Here is an 18,131-nt window from a genome sequence, read left to right as displayed (position 1 = left end):
GCCCCGGCACACCCCGCTGGCGTGCGTGCCGCAGGAGGACGGTCGCGGCTGGCTCCTGGTCGGCTCCAACTTCGGCCGCGACGACCATCCCGCCTGGACCCACAACCTGCTCGCGCACCCGGAGGCGCCCTTGCGTTCGGGCGGGCGGTGCGGGCGGCGGGACACCGTCTGGTCGTGGTCACCCCCACGCAGGGGATGGTGCCCGCGCTGCTGCCGGCGCAGGACCGGACGGTCACCGGCGCCCTGCTGGACCTCGCCCAGCAGGTGCGCCTGCTGGCGTACGACCCGGGCGACCGCGACGCATGCGTCGGCGCGGACGAACGGATGATCGCGGGATGCCGGCATCTGCTGGCCGTGTGGGACGGCTCGCCGTCCAGCGGCCGGGACGCCACCGCGCATCTGGTGGCGTACGCCCGTGCGCACGCCGTTCCGGTCGACGTCGTATGGCCCCAGGGCGCAGCGCGCGAAGGCATGCGCATCGCGCCGGAACCGGACCGCGACGACGTTCCACGCGGCAGCGGCGACTCGTCGGCCACCGTGGGTCCGTGGCCCACCCCTGAAACCAGTGAGGCGGGAACATCCCGATGACCGGCACCACCACGACCGTGCACCACCTCACCACCGGGACGGATGGTGGCGGGCGTGAGCGGAGCACCGTGCCGGCGGGCGGCACCGGAGCCTCCCGTGCCTTCGCCTGGCTGCTGATCGTCTCCGGCGCGCTCGGCATCCTCGCCTCCTTCGTGATCACCGTCGACAAGTTCCAACTGCTACAGGACCCGCACTTCTCACCCTCGTGCAACCTCAGCCCGATCCTGTCCTGCTCCGACGTGATGAAGAGCGCCCAGGCGTCCGTGTTCGGCTTTCCGAACCCGTTGCTGGGCCTCCTCACCTATCCGGTGGTCGTCGCCGTCGGGTTCGCACTGCTGGCCGGGGCCCGTTTCCGCCGGTGGTTCTGGCTGGGTCTGAACGTCGGCACGCTGTTCGGCGCGGGCTTCTGCATGTGGCTCATGACCCAGGCGCTGTACGAGATCGGCGCGTTGTGCCTGTGGTGCTGCCTGGCCTGGGCGGCCACCATCGCCATGTTCTGGTACACCACCGCGCACAACCTTCGGCACGGGATCGTCCGCGCGCCCCGGGAAGTGGTCGCGGGTGCGCTGGAGTTCCACTGGGTGGTGCCGGTCACCTGGTGTCTGGGCATCGTGATGCTGATCGCCACACGCTGGTGGGACCACTGGCAGACGCTGCTCTGAAACCCTCCGTCTGCCGGCCGGGTCTCCTCGGATGTCGAGGCGGCCCGCCATGCCGAGGAGCGGGAGCCGGCGCTCCATCGGGGCGAAGAGGGGCCGTTGGGCCCTATCGGCGGGACCGGACAGGGGCTGTTGGGCTCTATCCGGGCCGGGGGCCCCACAGCCGATCATGGGACGGCGGCCGGGAAGGGCCAGGTCCATTCCCGCACTTCAGGTCCTTCCCGGCACGTCGACGACAGCACCAATCGACATCAACCAATCGACATCGACTGTCGACATCTGCCGATCGATATCAACCGATCGGCACCGACCGGCCGATATCGACTGATGGGGAGGACACCGTCCGGTGGACGAGATACAACAGCCGGGGACCGCACGGCCGGGCGCCGGCGTCGCCGTGGCAGACGGTCCATCCGGACCTGTGGCAGGACCGGCACCCCGGCCCGCGTGGACGGACTGGCTGACGACCACCGACCACAAGAAGATCGGGACGATGTACCTGGTCACGGCGTTCGCGTTCTTCCTCGTCGGCGGCGTGCTGGCGCTGGTGATGCGCGCCGAGCTCGCCCGTCCCGGCCTGCAGATCATGTCGAACGAGCAGTTCAACCAGGCCTTCACCATGCACGGCTCGATCATGCTGCTGATGTTCGCGATGCCCCTGTTCACCGGCTTCGCCAACTGGATCATGCCGTTGCAGATCGGTGCCCCGGACGTGGCCTTCCCCCGGCTGAACATGCTGGCCTACTGGCTGTTCCTGTTCGGCTCGTCGATCGCCGCGTTCGGCTTCCTCACCCCGGGCGGCGCCGCCGACTTCGGCTGGTTCCTGTACGCGCCGCTGTCCGACGCCGTCCACTCGCCGAGCATGGGCGCCGACCTGTGGATCATGGGCGTCGCCCTGTCCGGCTTCGGGAGCATTCTCGGCGCGGTCAACTTCATCACCACGATCATCTGCATGCGCGCGCCGGGCATGACCATGTTCCGGATGCCGATCTTCACCTGGAACGTGCTGCTGACCGGCGTCCTGGTCCTGATCATCTTCCCGGTGCTGGCCGCCGCGCTGTTCGCGCTGGAGTGCGACCGCAAGTTCGGCTCCCACGTCTTCGACGCGGCCAACGGGGGCGCGCTGCTGTGGCAGCACCTGTTCTGGTTCTTCGGCCACCCGGAGGTGTACGTCCTCGCCCTGCCGTTCTTCGGCATCGTCTCCGAGGTGATCCCGGTCTTCGCCCGCAAGCCGATGTTCGGCTACATGGGCCTGATCAGCGCCACCATCGCCATCGCGGGCCTGTCCGTGACCGTGTGGGCCCATCACATGTACGTCACCGGCGGTGTCCTGCTTCCCTTCTTCTCCTTCATGACCTTTCTGATCGCGGTCCCGACCGGCGTGAAGTTCTTCAACTGGATCGGCACCATGTGGAAGGGCTCCCTGAGCTTCGAGACACCGATGCTGTGGGCCACCGGCTTCCTGATCACCTTCGTCTTCGGCGGGTTGACCGGCGTGATCCTCGCCTCGCCGCCGATGGACTTCCACCTGTCCGACTCGTACTTCGTGGTCGCGCACTTCCACTACACGGTCTTCGGTACGGTCGTGTACGCGATGTTCGCCGGCTTCCACTTCTGGTGGCCCAAGTTCACCGGCAAGATGCTCGACGAGCGCCTCGGCAAGATCACCTTCTGGACGCTGACGGCCGGTTTCCACCTGACCTTCCTGGTCCAGCACTGGCTCGGCGTCGAGGGCATGCCCCGCCGCTACGCCGACTACCTCGCCGCCGACGGCTTCACCGCCCTCAACACCCTGTCCACCATCGGCTCGTTCCTGCTGGGACTGTCGATCCTGCCGTTCCTCTACAACGTGTGGAAGACCGCGAAGTACGGGACGAAGGTCGAGACCGACGACCCCTGGGGCTACGGCCGCTCACTGGAGTGGGCCACCTCCTGCCCGCCACCGCGCCACAACTTCGTCTCCCTGCCCCGCATCCGCTCCGAGTCCCCGGCCTTCGACCTGCACCACCCGGAGATCGCCGCACTCGAGGAAGTGGGCTGAGCCGTGGCAGGGGCCGTTCCGGCGCTGGGCGCCGCGCTGCTGACCGCCGCCGGCTGCGTCTGGTACGTCCCTGCCGTCGCCGACCTGCGCGCGGGCGCCGACCGGCCGGTCTCCCGCCGTACCGCGGCTGCGGCCTGTCTGACGGGCTGGACGACGCTCGCCGCCATCGCCGTACTGCTCTTCGCCGGCGCGGCGTGGCAGGCGGCGTGCGCGACGGCGACGGCGGGCGCGACCGTCACGGCCGTCCTGCGGATCCGTGCCGCCGTGCAGCACCGTCACGAGGTCCGGGAGACCGTCCGACACTGGGCGGCACTGGCCCCCGGCCTGCCCGGGCACGGCCGGGGCGACGACCGCTCCCGATACGTTTTCGCGGTTCTTCTCGCCTGCGGCCTGGTCGTCACCGTGGTCACCACGTCCGTCGCGATGGCCGTGGGCTCCGGCGGCGGGAACTGAGCGACGGATGCCGTCGCGGCCACCGTCACCGGCCCGGCTCTCACCGAGCTGCGGCCGTGGCGGAGCCGACGGCTCCGAGAGGGGACGTTTCTCGCTTGCGCCCAGGATGCCGAGCCCGACGCTCGCCCCTGGTCGGCAGCAGCTCGATCACCGCCTGCTCACAGGTCGTTCGACGGGCAGTAGAGCGGGGCCGTGTCCGCGTTGTCCTTGGTGACCAGGCGGAGGGGCGTCCGGGCGATCCTGTCGACCCGGTCGTCGTCGCGCAGCAGGGCCACGGCGTTGGTGACGGCCAGTGCGCCGGTGTCCGCGGCCGAGTTGGCGACCGTGGCGGAGAAACGGCCGTCCTTGAGGGCGACCAGGGCCTCGTCGGTGCCGTTGACCGTCACGATCTTGACGTCCGCGGCGCCGGCCGCGTCGAAGGCCTTGCGGACCGCGAAGGCCATCTCCTCGTTCGCGACGAAGACGTAGTCGAGGTCCGGATGGTCCTTGATCATGCTTTTCGCGACCTCCCGCGCCCGTGCCGGGTCGAACATCCCGGCCCCGGTCGCGACCACCTCGGCGTTGGCCGGCAGGGCCCCCTTGAATCCGCCCACGAGCAGGTCGGACGCGGCGCCGGGGGCGCCCGCCACGACGCCGACCCGGACGTCCTTCCCGGCCGCGTCCTCGCCGATCCAGTCGGCGTCGAGGCTGCCGACCTTCTTCAGATCGACCACCACGGCGCCGAGCAGGCCGGACGTGTCGTCGGGGACGACCGAGGTCAGGAAGATCGGGATGCCCGAGGCCTTCGCCCTGGCGATGTCGTCCTTGAGGGCGCGGACGTCGACGGTCTGCACGATCAGCGCGTCGACCTTCTTCGCGATCATTTCCTTGATGTTGGTCAGCTCGGTGGCGGCGTCCTGGTGCGAGTCGGCCGTGTAGACCTTGGCCCGGTTGTTCTTCGCCTCCGCCTCCACGGCAGCCTGGAGGCAGGTGTGGAACTGCGTGGTGCCGCCGTTGACGAAGCCGAGGGTGAGGGGCCCGGTGACCGCGTCCGAGGCGGCGTCCTGTGCCAGGCCGCATCCGCTGAGCAGCAGGCTGGTACCGAGGGCAGAAGCGACCAGCGCTCTTCGGGGGCGAGCGGGCACGGGCATGTCTGGGCCGCCTTTCGGGCGCATTCGGGAATGCAGCGGCATGCCACGACCATCGGGACGTACGGCGACAGAAGTTCGCGGAACCGCAGGACGGCAGCAGACGGTACAGCCGGGGCGAAGAAGGGCACCCTCCCGGGAACGCAAGGTAATGCTGCGCGTCACAGACCCCTCACACGGCGCAGCAGCCTCTAGTGTCAAACGGCTCGGCAGGGATCTTGGGCAGTGCACCCCACGCCACGGCTCAGCCCTCGTCGTCTCCGTAGTGGTCCCCGTCGGCGAGGAACTCCGCGTCCTCGCCCTCCTCCTCCAGCGCCTGTCGGACCACCCGCAGGGCCAGGCCCTGGGAGTAGCCCTTGCGGGCGAGCATGCCGGCCAGGCGGCGCAGCCGTCTGTCGCGGTCGAGTCCGCGGGTGGCACGCAGCTTGCGGGCGACGAGTTCGCGCGCGGTCGTCTCCTCCTGCTCCGAGTCGAGCCGGGCGACGGCTTCGTCGATCAGGGTGGAGTCGACGCCCTTGGTCCGCAGTTCCTGGGCGAGAGCGCGCCGGGCCAGCCCCCGGCCGTGGTGCCGGGACTCCACCCAGGCACCCGCGAACGCGCCGTCGTCGATCAGTCCGACCTCCTCGAACCGCGACAGCACCGCGTCGGCGACATCGTCCGGGATCTCCCGCTTGCGCAGGGCGTCCGCGAGCTGCTTGCGCGTGCGCGGGGTCCCGGTGAGCAGGCGCAGACAGATCGCCCGCGCCCGCTCAGCCGGGTCTCCCGAGGACTCCCCCGCCTCGGCCCTCGACGAGGAGGAGGGGCCTTCGTCCTGTGGGCCGCCGGACGGCTGCGCGGCACCGCGCCGCCGACGACCGCGTCCACCGCGCCCCGCAGAGCCCTCGCGCGACGCCGGCTCACCCCCGTACGCGTCGTGCTCCGGCCCCCCGTGGCCGTGACCACCGTCGTCCGACACCCCGTACCCGTAACCGACGTCGTCCGGCCCCTCGTACCCGTGTCCGTCCTCGTCGGCTCCCCCGTACGGGCCGTTGTCCACGCCTTCGGGGCCGCCCCGACCTCGCCTTCCCCGCCTGAGCGGGGCGTCGAGGCGGTCGTACTCGGCCCAGTCGGTTCGTCGTGTCACGGGTCAGCTCTTGGCAGCCGCGGTCTTGGTCCTGGTGGCCTTGGCAGCGGCGGGAGCGGGCACGGTCTTCGCGGTCTCGTCCGCGGCCGCGGTCGCCGAGGCCGCCGCGTCCGCGCCCGGCTGCGCGGTGGGCTCCTCCGGCCGCACGCCGACGCCCAGCTTCTCCTTGATCTTCTTTTCGATCTCGTTGGCCAGGTCGGGGTTGTCCTTCAGGAAGTTGCGCGCGTTCTCCTTGCCCTGGCCGAGCTGGTCGCCCTCGTAGGTGTACCAGGCACCTGCCTTGCGGACGAAGCCGTTCTCCACGCCCATGTCGATCAGGCCGCCCTCACGGCTGATGCCCTGGCCGTAGAGGATGTCGAACTCGGCCTGCTTGAAGGGCGGCGCAACCTTGTTCTTGACGACCTTGACGCGCGTGCGGTTGCCGACCGCGTCCGTGCCGTCCTTCAGCGTCTCGATGCGGCGGATGTCGAGTCGCACCGAGGCGTAGAACTTCAGCGCCCGGCCACCGGTCGTGGTCTCCGGGGAGCCGAACATCACGCCGATCTTCTCGCGGAGCTGGTTGATGAAGATCGCCGTCGTCTTCGACTGGTTGAGCGCGCTGGTGATCTTCCGCAGGGCCTGGCTCATCAGACGGGCCTGGAGACCCACGTGGCTGTCGCCCATCTCGCCCTCGATCTCCGCGCGCGGGACGAGTGCGGCGACGGAGTCGATGACGATGAGGTCGAGCGCACCGGAGCGGACCAGCATGTCCACGATCTCCAGCGCCTGCTCGCCGTTGTCCGGCTGGGACAGGATCAGGTTGTCGATGTCGACGCCGAGCTTCTTCGCGTACTCGGGGTCGAGCGCGTGCTCCGCGTCGACGAAGGCGACCTGGCCGCCGGCCTTCTGCGCGTTCGCCACCGCGTGCAGGGTCAGGGTCGTCTTGCCGGAGGACTCCGGGCCGTACACCTCCACCACGCGGCCGCGCGGCAGGCCGCCGACACCCAGGGCGACGTCGAGTGCGGTCGACCCGGTGGGGATGACCTCGATGGGCTCGTTCGGCCGCTCGCCCAGGCGCATCACCGCGCCCTTGCCGAATTGCCGTTCAATCTGTGCGAGCGCGGCGTCGAGCGCCTTCTCGCGGTCGGTTCCTGCCATGGGTTCCACCCGGTTTGCTTGAGTCGATCGCTTCACGTCAAAGACGCTAACGCCTGCCACTGACAATGCGCCCCGACGCCGGTCCGGCCTGTGGATAACTCGGGTACCTACCCCATCAAACCGGGCCTAAATGCCACCCGAGGGCCATGCCGGAGCTTCCATAAGAATGGATGTTCGATTTTCGTGTCAAGCGCACCACGCGCCACCTCCGAGCCTACGTTCACGTACCGACGGCGCCCCGGATCCGGCGTCCGGGCCGCCCGGCAGGCCCCGGGCGACCCGGACGGCCCCCGCGGCTACTTCCCCCGGCGTACGCCGACCACCTCCGGCCGGACGACGACGGCACGCGCCGTTCCCGCGAGGCTCAAGCCATGAACAGCAGCGACGGGACCATGCCCGGCAGCGGGGAGACCGGCCACCGAGACGGCCGGAAGGACAGCCGTGCGAACGGCCGCGGGCACGGCCTCCCCGGCGCCGCCCTCGACCCTCCGGGCCCGGCCGCGGACCGCCCCCTCGACCCTCCGGGCCCGATCCCGCACCGCTCCCCCGGCCTTCCGGGCCCGGCGGTGGACCGCCTCCACCTGGCGACCGGCCTGGTCCTGGTTCTCTCCGGGCTCCTGCATCTGCTGGTGTTCGCCGTCGACGGCGGCCCCTGGGACGGCCCCGTCTCCTGGCGCAAGCCGGTGACCTTCGGACTGTCCTTCGGCGTGACGCTGATCACGGTCGCCTGGGTCACGTCGTATCTGCGCATGGGGCGCCGGCTGCGCTCCGGGCTGCTGACCGTCTTCGCCGCGGACTGCGTCGTGGAGGTCGGCGGGATCACCCTCCAGGCGTGGCGCCGGGTGCCCTCGCATCTGAACATGGAGACCCCCTTCGACACGGCGGTGTCCATGACGCTCGCGGTGGGCGGGGGTGTCCTCGTGGTGCTGCTGGCCCTGTTCGCGGTCTCGTCCTTCCGGAACCGGCCGACCGGTCCCGCGGGGATGCCGCTGGCGGTGCGCTCCGGGTTCGCGGTCCTGCTCGTCGCGCTGGCCTCGGGCGCCGCGATGATCGCGCGCGGGGTCGTGCTCACCCGTACCGGCCATCAGGAGGCCGCCTACCACTCGACGGCCGCGCTGAAGCCGCTGCACGGGGTCAGCCTGCACGCGGTCCTGGTCCTGCCCGCGCTGGCCTGGCTGCTGTCCCGCACGTCCTGGAGCGAGCAGGTCCGGCACCGGATCGTGGCCGTGGGCGTCGGCTGCTACGCCGCCGCCGTCGCCGCCGCCGGGGTGTGGGCGGTCCTCACGTACTGACCGGCCCCCCGGGCTCTCCGCGCGTCATTCGGACTCCCGGTCGGCCTCCTGGACGGAACCTTCACCGGACCGGGTGTCCGGGGACCGCCGCGCCAGCTGCCACGCGCGCGTGAACAGACTGGAACCCTCGCCACGTCGTCGGTGCCCGTGCACCCGGGGATCGTCCGTGACGGCGTAGCGCTTCACATACGCGCCGAGGAACGCCTGCAACGTGGCGACCGCGGGGATGGCGATCAGCGCGCCGACCGCGCCGAGCAGGGCGGTGCCCGCCACGACCGACCCGAAGGCGAGCGCGGGATGGATGTCGACGGTCTTCTGGGTCAACTTGGGCTGCAACACGTAGTTCTCGAACTGCTGGTAGATCACGACGAAGCCCAGCACCCACACCGCGTACCAGGGGTTGACGGTGAAGGCGATCAACATGGGCAGGGCGCCCGCGAGATACGTGCCGATGGTGGGGACGAACTGCGAGACCACACCCACCCACAGACCGAGCACCGGCGCGTACGGGATGCCCAGGGCCTCCAGCAGGATGTAGTGGGCGACGCCCGAGATCAGCGCCATCAGCCCGCGCGAATACAGATAGCCGCCGGTCTTGTCGACGGCGATCTCCCAGGCGCGCAGCACCTCGGCCTGTCGGGCGGGCGGCAGCACGGAGCAGATGGTGCGGCGCAGCCGTGGCCCGTCGGCGGCGAAGTAGAAGGAGAACAGCGCGACCGTCAGCAGCCGGAAGAGGCCGCCGAGCACCTGCGTGGACACGTCCAGCACACCCGCGGCGCTGTTCTGCGCGTACCTCCTCAGCCAGTCGGAGTGGAGCAGTCCCTCCTGGACATCGACCCGTCTGAGGTGGGTGTGGAACGTGGTGTTGATCCAGTTGATGACCGAGTCGAGATAGTCCGGGAAGCCCTCGATCATCTTGATGATCTGCCCGGCGAGCATGGATCCGAGCAGCACGACGAATCCGGCGGTGACGATCAACAGCCCGAAGAACACCAGGAAGGTGGCGAGCCCCCTGCGCATGCCGTGGGCGGCCATCCAGCTCACCGCGGGTTCTATGGCGAGCGCCAGGAAGAACGCGATGACTATGTTGATCAGCAGTCCGATCAGCTGGTGGAAGGCCCAACTGCCGAGCTGGAACACAGCGATGAGTGAGAGCGCGAGCACCATGGCGCGCGGCAGCCAGCGGGGCATGCGTGCGGCCGCCCCGGTGGCCGCGTCCGCCGGCGGGGCCGGCGGCGTCGTGCCGTACGGGGAGGTGTGCGGGGCGGACTGTCCGGTCTCGTCAGTGGGTGCCACGGACCAAGTCTCGCCCACGCCACCGACAACCGGTCACCGCATGCCGATCTTCGTGGCTGTTCAGCGCTTCTCCTGCGGTACGCCCATCACGGTGCAGACCACCCGCCACACGTCCTTGGCCGCCCAGCCGGCCGCCAGTGCCTCGTGCACCGTGCGCCCGCCGAGTTCCGACATCACATGATCGCGTGCGAACGTCTCGGCGCCCGCACCGAAGTGCTCCGCCATCCGCTGCCAGAAGACCGTCAACCGCATGACTCCAGTATCCAGCCCCCTGGGGGTGGGCCCGCGCCGGGACCGCTTGCCGAGAACGCTTTCCGCCCTACGGTCTGACGCATGTCCGCAACAGGAGCTTCCGCACCCCCCTCGACACCCCCGGCCCGTTCCCCGCTCTTCCGCGCCGAGCAGTTCGTCTGGCTCACCGCGCGCGTGCTGGAGCAGCGCCTCTTCGCGTATCACTTCCTCAACGGCAGTCCCGATCCGGTGGAGACGGCGCTGGACGCCTACCGCAACCAGGACGGCGGGTACGGCAACGCGCTGGAACCCGATCTGCGCGGCCCGGTCAGCCAGCCGCTGCACACCGCGCACGCCCTGCGCGTCCTGGACGCCATCGGACGCTGCGGCGGCCAGCGGGTGGAACGCGTGTGCCGCTACCTGACCGCCGTCTCCACGCCGGACGGCGCCCTGCCCGCCGTCCACCCCAGCCAGCGCGGCTACCCGGCGGCGCCCTTCGTCCCGGTCGTGGACCAGCCGCCCAGCGAACTCCTGGCCACCGGGCCGGTGGTGGGTGTGCTGCACCGCAACGAGGTGTGGCATGCCTGGCTGTTCCGGGCCACGGACTTCTGCTGGCAGCAGATCGAATCCCTGGACAAGTCCCACCCCTACGAGATCGAGGCCGCCGTGGCCTTCCTGGACTCCGCTCCCGACCGCCCGCGCGCGGAGGCGGCCGCCGACCGTCTGGGCCGCCTGGTGCGTGAGCAGCGCCTGGTGGCCCTGGACCCGGACCGCCTCGACACGTACCCCGTCGCGCCGGGCTACGCCCCGGGCGAGCACCACTTCCCGCACGACTACGCCCGCACCCCGCGTTCCCTCGCGCGCGCGTGGTTCACGGACGAGGAAGTGAGCCGCTCGCTGGACTTCCTCGCGAGCGAGCAGCGGGAGGACGGCGGCTGGCCCCTGCGCTGGCGGCAGTGGGCCGCGGGCCCCGCCCTGGAGGCCCGTCCGATGGTGACCGTCGAGGCGCTGCGCACCCTCAGGGCGTACGGCCGCTCGGTCGGCTGACCGGGCCGCGCTCAGCCGCCCATGGCGCGCACTCCCGCGGTCACCACCACGGCTGCCGCGACGACCAGCAGGAACGGCGCGCGCAGCACGAGCGCCACCGCGGCCGCGGCAAGCCCCGCGGCCCTGGCGTCCAGCACGAGCGTGTGCCCGTCGGCGAAGGTCTGCTGGGCCGTGAGGGCGGCGAGCAGGGCGACCGGCAGCAGCGCGGCGAGCCGCCGGACGAGCGGGCGCTCGAGTGCCCCCGCGGGGACGAGCAGTCCGGCGAGTTTGGCGGCGTAGCAGCCGAGGGCGGTCGCGCCGATGGCGATCCACGTGTTCAACGGTCCTCCTTCTCCACAGGGCCGGGTTCCGCGAGGTCACGCGCCCCGCCCCGGCGGCGACCGGTCACGTAGAGGACGGCCGGCGCCGCGAGCGCGGCCACCAGGACGGGCACTCCCGCGGGCAGTACCGACAGCAGCCCGAGGCCGAGCAGGACCGCGAGGCCCGCGACGGCCCGCTCGGTGGTGGACCTCAGCATCGGGGCCAGGAGCGCCAGGAAGACCGCGGGTCCGGCCGCGTCGAGACCCCAGGCGCCGGTGTCCCCGATGGCCTCGGCGCCCAGCGCGCCGAGCAGGGTGGTGAGGTTCCACAGCAGGTACAGGCTGAGCCCGGTGACGGTGAACCCCAGGCGGGCGCTGCGCCGGGTCGGCTGCGCCAGCGCGACGGCGGTCGTCTCGTCGATCACCCAGTGGGCGGCGAACGGACGCACGGCGCGCGGAAGGGCCAGCAGCTGTGACAGACGCAGTCCGTAGAACGCGTTGCGCACCCCCAGGAAGAACGCGCCCGCGGCGGCCGTGAGCGGGTTGCCGCCGGCCGCGAGGGCCCCCACCAGCGCGAACTGGGACGCCCCGGTGAACACCAGCAGGCTGAGGACGCAGGTCTGCACCGGTGTGAGCCCGCTGCCGGCCGAGGTCACCCCGAAGGCGAAGCCGGACAGTCCTACGGCGACCCCGACTCCGAGGGCGTCCCGTACGACGGCGCCGTCGGGTTTCTCCCCGTGCCCGGCGCGACTGTCCGCGAGTGCTGTCTGTTCTGTCACGTTCCGGACGGTACGGACGGCCGCCGCCGCGCGTCTTGTACGTTCTTGCGCTCGTATACGCCCATGCGCTCGCGCACGCCCGCACGCTCGGTCACGCCCGCACGCTCGTGCACGCCCTTGCGCTCGCGCTGGTAGGCGCCCGGGGGCACGCCCACGATCCGCGCGAAGTGGCGGTTGAGGTGCGGCTGGTCGGCGAACCCGACCGCGATCGCGGTTTCCGCGGGCGCCGTCCCCTCGTCCAGCAGCCGCCGCGCCCGGCGCACCCGGGCGTCCGTCAGCCAGGTGTGCGGCGGCATCCCGTAGACGTCCCGGAACGCGCGGAGCAGCGCGAACGGGCTGGTCCCGAGGTCGGCCGCCAGCTGCTCCAGGGTCGGCGGCCCGGCCATCCGGTCCTCCAGCACGGCACGCGCGCGTGCCGCGGTCCGGGCGCCCGCGGTGCGTACCTCGCGCCGTGGCAGCGGGCCGCCGTTCAGCCGGAGCAGCCGGGTCACCGCGACCCTCAGCAGGGTGTCGGCGGCCAGTGCGTTCCCCTCGTCCGCGGCACGCAGCACCTGGTGCACCAGTCCGACGGTGTACGGGTCGTCGAGTACGGGACTGACGAATCCCGGGGTGCCCCGCAGGACGGTCGTCTCGGCCGCTATCTCCGCCACGAGCTCCGGCGAGGGGTACACGGCCCCGTACCGCCAGCCCTCGGGCACCCCCGCGCGCCCGGTGTGCGGGGTGTCGGGGTTGACCAGGGCCAGCGCCCCGGCACCCGCGTACTGGTCGCCGCCGCCGTGGTGGAAGACCTCCACGCCCTCGGCGATGGCGGCGATCACGAAGTTCTCGTGGGTGTGCCGCACGAAGGTCTTGCGCACGTACCGGGCGCGCAGCAGATCGACCCCCGGCAGTTCCGCGTACTGCCAGTGCCGTGCCCGCTCGCCCGAACCTGCCATGGGCTCATTCTCCGCCACGGCCGACCCCACGGCGATCGCCGGGTCCCGCGAACGGAGGGGTATCCGCGCAGGTCAGGGCGATTGTCAGTGGCCGGGTGCAGGATGGACGCATGGTCAGCTCCGCACACCGAGCCCTCGACGGCTTCTCCCCCGCGACCCGCGGCTGGTTCACGGGGGCGTTCTCCGCGCCCACCGCGGCCCAGGCGGGCGCGTGGCAGGCCATCCGCGAGGGCTCGGACGTGCTGGTGGTCGCCCCGACCGGCTCGGGAAAAACGCTGGCCGCGTTCCTCGCCGCCCTGGACCAGCTCGCCTCCACCCCGCCCCCGGCCGACCCCCGCAAGCGCTGCCGGGTGCTGTACGTCTCCCCGCTGAAGGCGCTCGCGGTCGACGTCGAGCGCAATCTGCGCAGCCCGTTGACCGGCATCCGCCAGGAATCCGTGCGCCTGGGCCTGCCCGAGCCCGAGGTGAAGGTCGGCATCCGCTCCGGCGACACACCGCCCGCGGAGCGCCGCGCGCTGGCCACCCGGCCGCCGGACATCCTGATCACCACCCCGGAGTCCCTCTTCCTGATGCTGACGTCGGCCACCCGCGACGCGCTGACCGGCATCGAGACGGTGATCCTCGACGAGGTGCACGCGGTGGCGGGCACCAAGCGGGGCGCGCACCTGGCGCTCTCCCTGGAGCGGCTGGACGAGATCCTGCCGAGGCCGGCCCGCCGGATCGGCCTCTCGGCGACCGTCCGCCCGGTGGACGAGGTCGCGCGCTATCTCTCCCCCCGCCGCAAGGTGGAGATCGTCCAGCCGAAGTCGGGCAAGGAGTTCGACCTCTCGGTCGTCGTCCCGGTCGAGGACCTCGCGGAGCTGGGCGGCTCTCCCGTCGCCGACGGCTCCGAGGGCAAGGAGCGTCCTTCGATCTGGCCGCACGTGGAGGAGCGGATCGCCGACCTCGTGCAGTCCCACCGGTCCACGATCGTCTTCGCCAACTCCCGCCGTCTCGCGGAACGTCTGTGCAACCGGCTCAACGAGATCGCCTATGAGCGGGCCACCGGCGAGCCCCTCGCCGAACACCACGCGCCCGCCGAGCTCATGGGCGGCTCGGGAGCGGCCCAGGGCGCCCCGCCAGTCATCGCGCGCGCCCATCACGGCTCGGTGTCCAAGGAACAGCGCTCCCTCGTCGAGGAGGACCTGAAGGCGGGCCGGCTGCCGGCCGTCGTCGCCACCTCCAGTCTCGAACTCGGCATCGACATGGGCGCCGTCGACCTGGTCGTCCAGGTCGAGTCGCCGCCGTCCGTCGCCTCCGGCCTCCAGCGCGTCGGCCGCGCGGGACACCAGGTGGGCGCCGTCTCCACCGGCGTGGTGTTCCCGAAGTACCGCGGTGACCTGGTCCAGGCCGCCGTGGTCACCGAGCGGATGCGCGTGGGCGCCATCGAGTCCCTGAAGGTCCCCGCCAATCCCCTGGACGTGCTGGCCCAGCAGGTGGTCGCGATGACGTCCATGGACACCTGGCAGGTCGACGACCTGCTCGCCGCGGTCCGCCGCGCCGCCCCGTTCGCCTCGCTGCCGGAGTCGGCGTTCACCGCGGTCCTCGACATGCTCGCCGGCCGCTACCCGTCGGATGCCTTCGCGGAGCTGCGCCCGCGCGTGGTGTGGGACCGGGTCGCGGGCACGATCACCGGCCGCCCGGGTGCGCAGCGCCTCGCCGTCACCTCCGGTGGCACGATCCCCGACCGCGGCCTGTTCGGCGTGTTCCTGGCCGGCGCAGACCCGAAGAAGGGCGGCGGCCGGGTCGGCGAACTGGACGAGGAGATGGTCTACGAGTCCCGGGTGGGGGACGTCTTCACGCTGGGCACCAGCTCCTGGCGCATCGAGGACATCACCCGCGACCGGGTCCTGGTCTCCCCCGCCCCCGGGGTACCGGGCCGGCTGCCCTTCTGGAAGGGCGACCAGCTGGGTCGGCCGCTCGAACTGGGTCGCGCGCTGGGCGCGTTCCTGCGCGAGGTCGGCTCGCTGCCGAAACAGGACGCCCGGCTGCGCCTGCTCACCGCCGGTCTGGACGCCTGGGCCGCGGACAACGTGCTGACCTACCTGGACGAGCAGCGCGAGGCCTGCGGCCATGTCCCGGACGACCGCACGATCGTCGTGGAGCGCTTCCGCGACGAGCTCGGCGACTGGCGGGTCGTCGTGCACTCCCCCTTCGGCGCCCAGGTCCACGCCCCGTGGGCGCTCGCCCTCGGTGCCCGCCTCGCCGAGCGGTACGGCATGGACGCACAGGTCATGCACGCCGACGACGGCATCGTGCTGCGCCTTCCCGACGCCGACCTGATGGGCCTGGACCTGCTCGACCAGGCACCGATGAAGGCGGGTACGGAGTACGACGCCGACCAGGCTCCGGTCGGCGCGGCGGACGTCGTCTTCGACAAGGGCGAGGTCGACCGGGTCGTCACCGACCAGGTGGGCGGTTCGGCCCTGTTCGCGTCCCGCTTCCGCGAGTGCGCGGCGCGCGCCCTGCTGCTGCCTCGCCGCAACCCGGGCAAGCGCACCCCGCTCTGGCAGCAGCGCCAGCGTGCCGCCCAACTGCTGGAGGTGGCGAGCGAGTTCGGTTCGTTCCCGATCGTGCTGGAAGCGGTCCGCGAATGCCTCCAGGACGTCTTCGACGTTCCCGGTCTCGTCGAGCTGATGGGCGACCTGGAGTCCCGGAAGGTGCGTCTGGTCGAGGTCACCACCCCGGAGCCGTCCCCGTTCGCCCGCTCCCTGCTGTTCGGCTACGTCGCCCAGTTCCTCTACGAGGGCGACTCACCGCTCGCCGAGCGCCGCGCGGCCGCGCTCTCGTTGGACTCGCGGCTGCTGGCCGAGCTGCTCGGCCAGGCGGAGCTGCGGGAACTGCTCGACGCCGAGGTGCTGGCCGAGCTGGAGCGCGAGCTCCAGTGGCGCACCGAGGACCGGCGGGTCAAGGACGCCGAGGGCGTCGCGGACCTGTTGCGTCTGCTCGGGCCGCTCACCGACGTCGAACTGGCCGAGCGCGGCGCCGAACCGCAGTGGGCGCAGGAGCTGGCCGCCGCCCGCCGCGCGATTCGGGTGCGCGTCGCCGGGGCGGACCACTGGGCGGCGATCGAGGACGCGGGCCGGCTGCGCGACGCCCTGGGTACGGCGCTTCCGGTCGGGGTCCCCGAGGCGTTCACCGAGCCGGTCAAGGACCCGCTCGGCGACCTCCTCGCCCGCTACGCCCGTACGCACGGCCCGTTCACCTCCGTCACGGCGGCGGCCCGCTTCGGTCTGGGCGTCGCGGTCACCGAGGGCGCCCTCCAGCGGCTGGCGGCGTCCGGGCGGGTCGTACAGGGCGAGTTCCATCCCGCCGGGATCGGTCAGGAGTGGTGCGACGCGACCGTCCTGCGCCGACTGCGCCGCCGTTCGCTGGCGGCGCTGCGGCACGAGCTGGAGCCGGTGAGCCCGCCGGCGCTCGCCCAGTTCCTCCCCCAGTGGCAGCACATCGGCAAGGGGCACGGGCTGCGCGGCATCGACGGACTGGTGCGTGCGGTGGAGCAGTTGCAGGGCGCGTCGGTGCCCGCGTCCGCTCTGGAGAAGCTGATCCTGCCGTCCCGGGTCGCGCACTACACCCCCGCGCTGCTCGACGAACTCACCTCCGCCGGCGAGGTGGTGTGGGCCGGAGCGGGAGCGCTGCCCGGCAAGGACGGCTGGATCTCCCTGTATCTGGCGGACGCTGCCCCGCTGCTGCTGCCCCCGCCCCACCCGCTGGAGCCGACGGCGCTCCACCAGTCCGTGCTGGACTCCCTCTCCGGGGGCTACGGACTGTTCTTCCGTCAGATCGCCGACCAGGTCCGCGCCACCACCCACCCCGACGCCACGGATCCCCAACTGGCCGACGCGATCTGGGATCTGGCCTGGTCCGGCCGGCTCACGAACGACACGCTGGCGCCCATGCGCTCCCTCCTCGGCTCGGGACGTACCGCGGGCTCCACCGCGCACCGCGCCAGACGCACCGTGCCGCGCGGGCGCTACGGCTCGCTGACGGCGGCCGCCCGCCCCGCCTCCCGCGGCGGCCCGCCGACCGTCGCCGGCCGCTGGTCGCTGCTCCCGCAACGCGAACCGGAGTCCACGGTGCGGGCCCACGCGCTGGCCCGCACCCTTCTGGACCGGCACGGGGTGGTGACCCGGGGTGCGGTCGCCGCGGAAGGCGTCGAGGGCGGGTTCTCCGCGGTCTACCGCGTTCTGTCCGCCTTCGAGGACAGCGGTCAGGCACGGCGCGGTTATGTCGTCGAGGGGCTCGGCGCGGCCCAGTTCGCGATGGACGGCGCGGTGGACCGTCTGCGCGCGGTGGCCAACGCCCGCGAACGCGGAGAGAGCCTGTCGGACCGGACGTCCGCCCCCGGCTCCCTCGACGGCTTCACCTACACGGACGGTGACGACCTGGGCTCCCCGAACTTCCACTCCTCGGACTTCGGTACACCGGACTTCGGCACCCTCGCCGCGTCGGACGCCTTCGCCGCGTCGGACGCCTTCGCCGCGTCGGACGCCTTCGCCGGACAGGACGCCTTCGCCGGGCCCGGCGACCATCTCTCGCCGCGCGACTTCGCCCCGCCCGGCGCGGGCGGCCCCCGAGGTGGCCCCAGCGTCCCGTACGGCGCGGGATCCGCCTTTCCCGGCCGCCGCGTCCGTCCCGCTCCCGCCCCCGGCTCCCGAGCCGTGGTCCTGGCGGCCGCCGACCCCGCGAACGCCTACGGCGCCGCCCTCTCCTGGCCGGAGCCCCCGAGCGGCGCCGGGCACAAGCCCGGCCGCAAGGCGGGCTCCCTGGTGGTGCTGGTCGACGGCGAGCCGGCGATCTACATGGAGCGCGGCGGCAAGACCCTGCTGGCCTGGCCCGAGGACCCGGACGGCGAAGCCGCCGACGACCCCCGCCTGCGGGAGGCGGCGCAGGCGCTCGCCGCTGCCGCCCGGGAGGGTTCCCTCGGCACGGTCACCGTGGAGCGCGTCAACGGCGCCTCGGCCCTGACCTCACCCATCGGCGCGCTGCTGGAAGGAGCGGGTTTCATCGCCACACCCCGGGGCCTGCGGCTACGGGCCTGAGCCGGCCGGTCCGAAGCCATCGGCGACCGCCCCTCCCCGCACC

The 18,131-nt window shown here is 72.1% G+C and carries 15 protein-coding genes and 1 pseudogene; 8 read left to right on the top strand and 8 right to left on the bottom strand.

The genetic code is table 11. The features are described from left to right. From FNH09_RS34455 to FNH09_RS34435, 5 genes and pseudogenes are all read left to right on the top strand, one after another. Positions 1 to 133 (top strand): annotated as a pseudogene (locus FNH09_RS34455) (nitroreductase/quinone reductase family protein); the annotation flags it as partial. Positions 134 to 174: 41 nt separating this feature from the next. After that, positions 175 to 588, top strand: a complete 414-nt coding sequence (locus FNH09_RS47280; RefSeq protein WP_162469536.1) for a hypothetical protein — start codon at positions 175 to 177, stop codon at positions 586 to 588. After that, on the top strand, positions 585 to 1,250 hold the full coding sequence (locus tag FNH09_RS34445) for a vitamin K epoxide reductase family protein (RefSeq protein ID WP_152893818.1): 666 nt from the start codon (positions 585 to 587) through the stop codon (positions 1,248 to 1,250). Before FNH09_RS47280 ends, FNH09_RS34445 begins: the two co-directional genes overlap by 4 nt. 394 nt (positions 1,251 to 1,644) lie before the next feature. Continuing rightward, the gene (ctaD, locus tag FNH09_RS34440) at positions 1,645 to 3,288 is read left to right on the top strand and encodes an aa3-type cytochrome oxidase subunit I (protein WP_338017777.1); all 1,644 of its coding nucleotides are present in this window, start codon (positions 1,645 to 1,647) and stop codon (positions 3,286 to 3,288) included. Positions 3,289 to 3,291: 3 nt separating this feature from the next. Further along, positions 3,292 to 3,741, top strand: coding sequence for a hypothetical protein (locus FNH09_RS34435; RefSeq protein WP_162469534.1), 450 nt, complete (start codon positions 3,292 to 3,294; stop codon positions 3,739 to 3,741). A 158-nt stretch (positions 3,742 to 3,899) separates the two neighbouring features. Here FNH09_RS34435 and FNH09_RS34430 read toward each other — a convergent pair whose 3' ends face one another. The 3 genes from FNH09_RS34430 to recA all read right to left on the bottom strand — a co-directional run bounded on the left by FNH09_RS34430 (position 3,900) and on the right by recA (position 7,128). Continuing rightward, positions 3,900 to 4,871, bottom strand: a complete 972-nt coding sequence (locus FNH09_RS34430; RefSeq protein ID WP_152893817.1) for a sugar ABC transporter substrate-binding protein — start codon at positions 4,869 to 4,871, stop codon at positions 3,900 to 3,902. A gap of 241 nt (positions 4,872 to 5,112) precedes the next feature. Beyond that, positions 5,113 to 5,991 carry a recombination regulator RecX gene (recX, locus tag FNH09_RS34425; RefSeq protein ID WP_338017776.1) on the bottom strand — a complete coding sequence of 293 codons (879 nt, stop codon included), beginning with the start codon at positions 5,989 to 5,991 and terminating at the stop codon, positions 5,113 to 5,115. Between the two features lie 3 nt (positions 5,992 to 5,994). Continuing rightward, positions 5,995 to 7,128 carry a recombinase RecA gene (gene recA / locus FNH09_RS34420; protein ID WP_152893816.1) on the bottom strand — a complete coding sequence of 378 codons (1,134 nt, stop codon included), beginning with the start codon at positions 7,126 to 7,128 and terminating at the stop codon, positions 5,995 to 5,997. A 371-nt stretch (positions 7,129 to 7,499) separates the two neighbouring features. Here recA and FNH09_RS34415 point away from each other — a divergent pair, with 371 nt between their 5' ends. After that, positions 7,500 to 8,420: a hypothetical protein gene (locus FNH09_RS34415; protein ID WP_238427285.1), complete on the top strand. Its 921-nt coding sequence runs from the start codon at positions 7,500 to 7,502 to the stop codon at positions 8,418 to 8,420. 24 nt (positions 8,421 to 8,444) lie between these two features. On the opposite strand, the gene FNH09_RS34410 is transcribed toward FNH09_RS34415, so the two are convergent. Both FNH09_RS34410 and FNH09_RS34405 read right to left on the bottom strand, forming a co-directional pair. Continuing rightward, the gene (locus tag FNH09_RS34410) at positions 8,445 to 9,716 is read right to left on the bottom strand and encodes an AI-2E family transporter (protein ID WP_162469533.1); all 1,272 of its coding nucleotides are present in this window, start codon (positions 9,714 to 9,716) and stop codon (positions 8,445 to 8,447) included. 60 nt (positions 9,717 to 9,776) lie between these two features. Then, the gene (locus FNH09_RS34405; protein WP_152893815.1) at positions 9,777 to 9,968 is read right to left on the bottom strand and encodes a DUF3046 domain-containing protein; all 192 of its coding nucleotides are present in this window, start codon (positions 9,966 to 9,968) and stop codon (positions 9,777 to 9,779) included. Between the two features lie 81 nt (positions 9,969 to 10,049). On the opposite strand from FNH09_RS34405, the gene FNH09_RS34400 reads away from it, so the two are divergent. Then, positions 10,050 to 10,994: a prenyltransferase/squalene oxidase repeat-containing protein gene (locus FNH09_RS34400; RefSeq protein WP_152893814.1), complete on the top strand. Its 945-nt coding sequence runs from the start codon at positions 10,050 to 10,052 to the stop codon at positions 10,992 to 10,994. A gap of 11 nt (positions 10,995 to 11,005) precedes the next feature. On the opposite strand, the gene FNH09_RS34395 is transcribed toward FNH09_RS34400, so the two are convergent. The 3 genes from FNH09_RS34395 to FNH09_RS34385 are packed head-to-tail and all read right to left on the bottom strand — an operon-like array spanning position 11,006 to position 13,007. Next, positions 11,006 to 11,314, bottom strand: coding sequence for an AzlD domain-containing protein (locus FNH09_RS34395; RefSeq protein WP_152893813.1), 309 nt, complete (start codon positions 11,312 to 11,314; stop codon positions 11,006 to 11,008). Further along, positions 11,311 to 12,072 carry an AzlC family ABC transporter permease gene (locus FNH09_RS34390; RefSeq protein ID WP_162469532.1) on the bottom strand — a complete coding sequence of 254 codons (762 nt, stop codon included), beginning with the start codon at positions 12,070 to 12,072 and terminating at the stop codon, positions 11,311 to 11,313. Before FNH09_RS34390 ends, FNH09_RS34395 begins: the two co-directional genes overlap by 4 nt. Further along, positions 12,069 to 13,007, bottom strand: coding sequence for an AraC family transcriptional regulator (locus tag FNH09_RS34385; protein WP_152893812.1), 939 nt, complete (start codon positions 13,005 to 13,007; stop codon positions 12,069 to 12,071). Before FNH09_RS34385 ends, FNH09_RS34390 begins: the two co-directional genes overlap by 4 nt. 110 nt (positions 13,008 to 13,117) lie before the next feature. Here FNH09_RS34385 and FNH09_RS34380 point away from each other — a divergent pair, with 110 nt between their 5' ends. Continuing rightward, entirely contained in the window at positions 13,118 to 18,088 is a 4,971-nt protein-coding gene (locus FNH09_RS34380) for an ATP-dependent helicase (RefSeq protein WP_152893811.1), read from the top strand. The last annotated feature ends 43 nt before the right edge of the window (positions 18,089 to 18,131 follow it).

The organism is Streptomyces adustus, assembly GCF_009377175.1.
GTDB classification, from domain to species: domain Bacteria; phylum Actinomycetota; class Actinomycetes; order Streptomycetales; family Streptomycetaceae; genus Streptomyces; species Streptomyces adustus.
Note: the sequence above shows the minus strand (reverse complement) of the source record. Positions and strands in the feature narration are given on the sequence as shown.

What these genes read in the sequence shown, in the direction of transcription:
- FNH09_RS34445 (WP_152893818.1), top strand. Translation starts at nt 585, where the DNA reads ATGACCGGCACCACCACGACCGTGCACCACCTCACCACCGGGACGGAT.
- FNH09_RS34430 (WP_152893817.1), bottom strand. Translation starts at nt 4,871, where the DNA reads ATGCCCGTGCCCGCTCGCCCCCGAAGAGCGCTGGTCGCTTCTGCCCTC.
- recA (WP_152893816.1), bottom strand. Translation starts at nt 7,128, where the DNA reads ATGGCAGGAACCGACCGCGAGAAGGCGCTCGACGCCGCGCTCGCACAG.
- FNH09_RS34415 (WP_238427285.1), top strand. Translation starts at nt 7,500, where the DNA reads ATGAACAGCAGCGACGGGACCATGCCCGGCAGCGGGGAGACCGGCCAC.
- FNH09_RS34405 (WP_152893815.1), bottom strand. Translation starts at nt 9,968, where the DNA reads ATGCGGTTGACGGTCTTCTGGCAGCGGATGGCGGAGCACTTCGGTGCG.
- FNH09_RS34400 (WP_152893814.1), top strand. Translation starts at nt 10,050, where the DNA reads ATGTCCGCAACAGGAGCTTCCGCACCCCCCTCGACACCCCCGGCCCGT.
- FNH09_RS34385 (WP_152893812.1), bottom strand. Translation starts at nt 13,007, where the DNA reads ATGGCAGGTTCGGGCGAGCGGGCACGGCACTGGCAGTACGCGGAACTG.
- FNH09_RS34380 (WP_152893811.1), top strand. Translation starts at nt 13,118, where the DNA reads ATGGTCAGCTCCGCACACCGAGCCCTCGACGGCTTCTCCCCCGCGACC.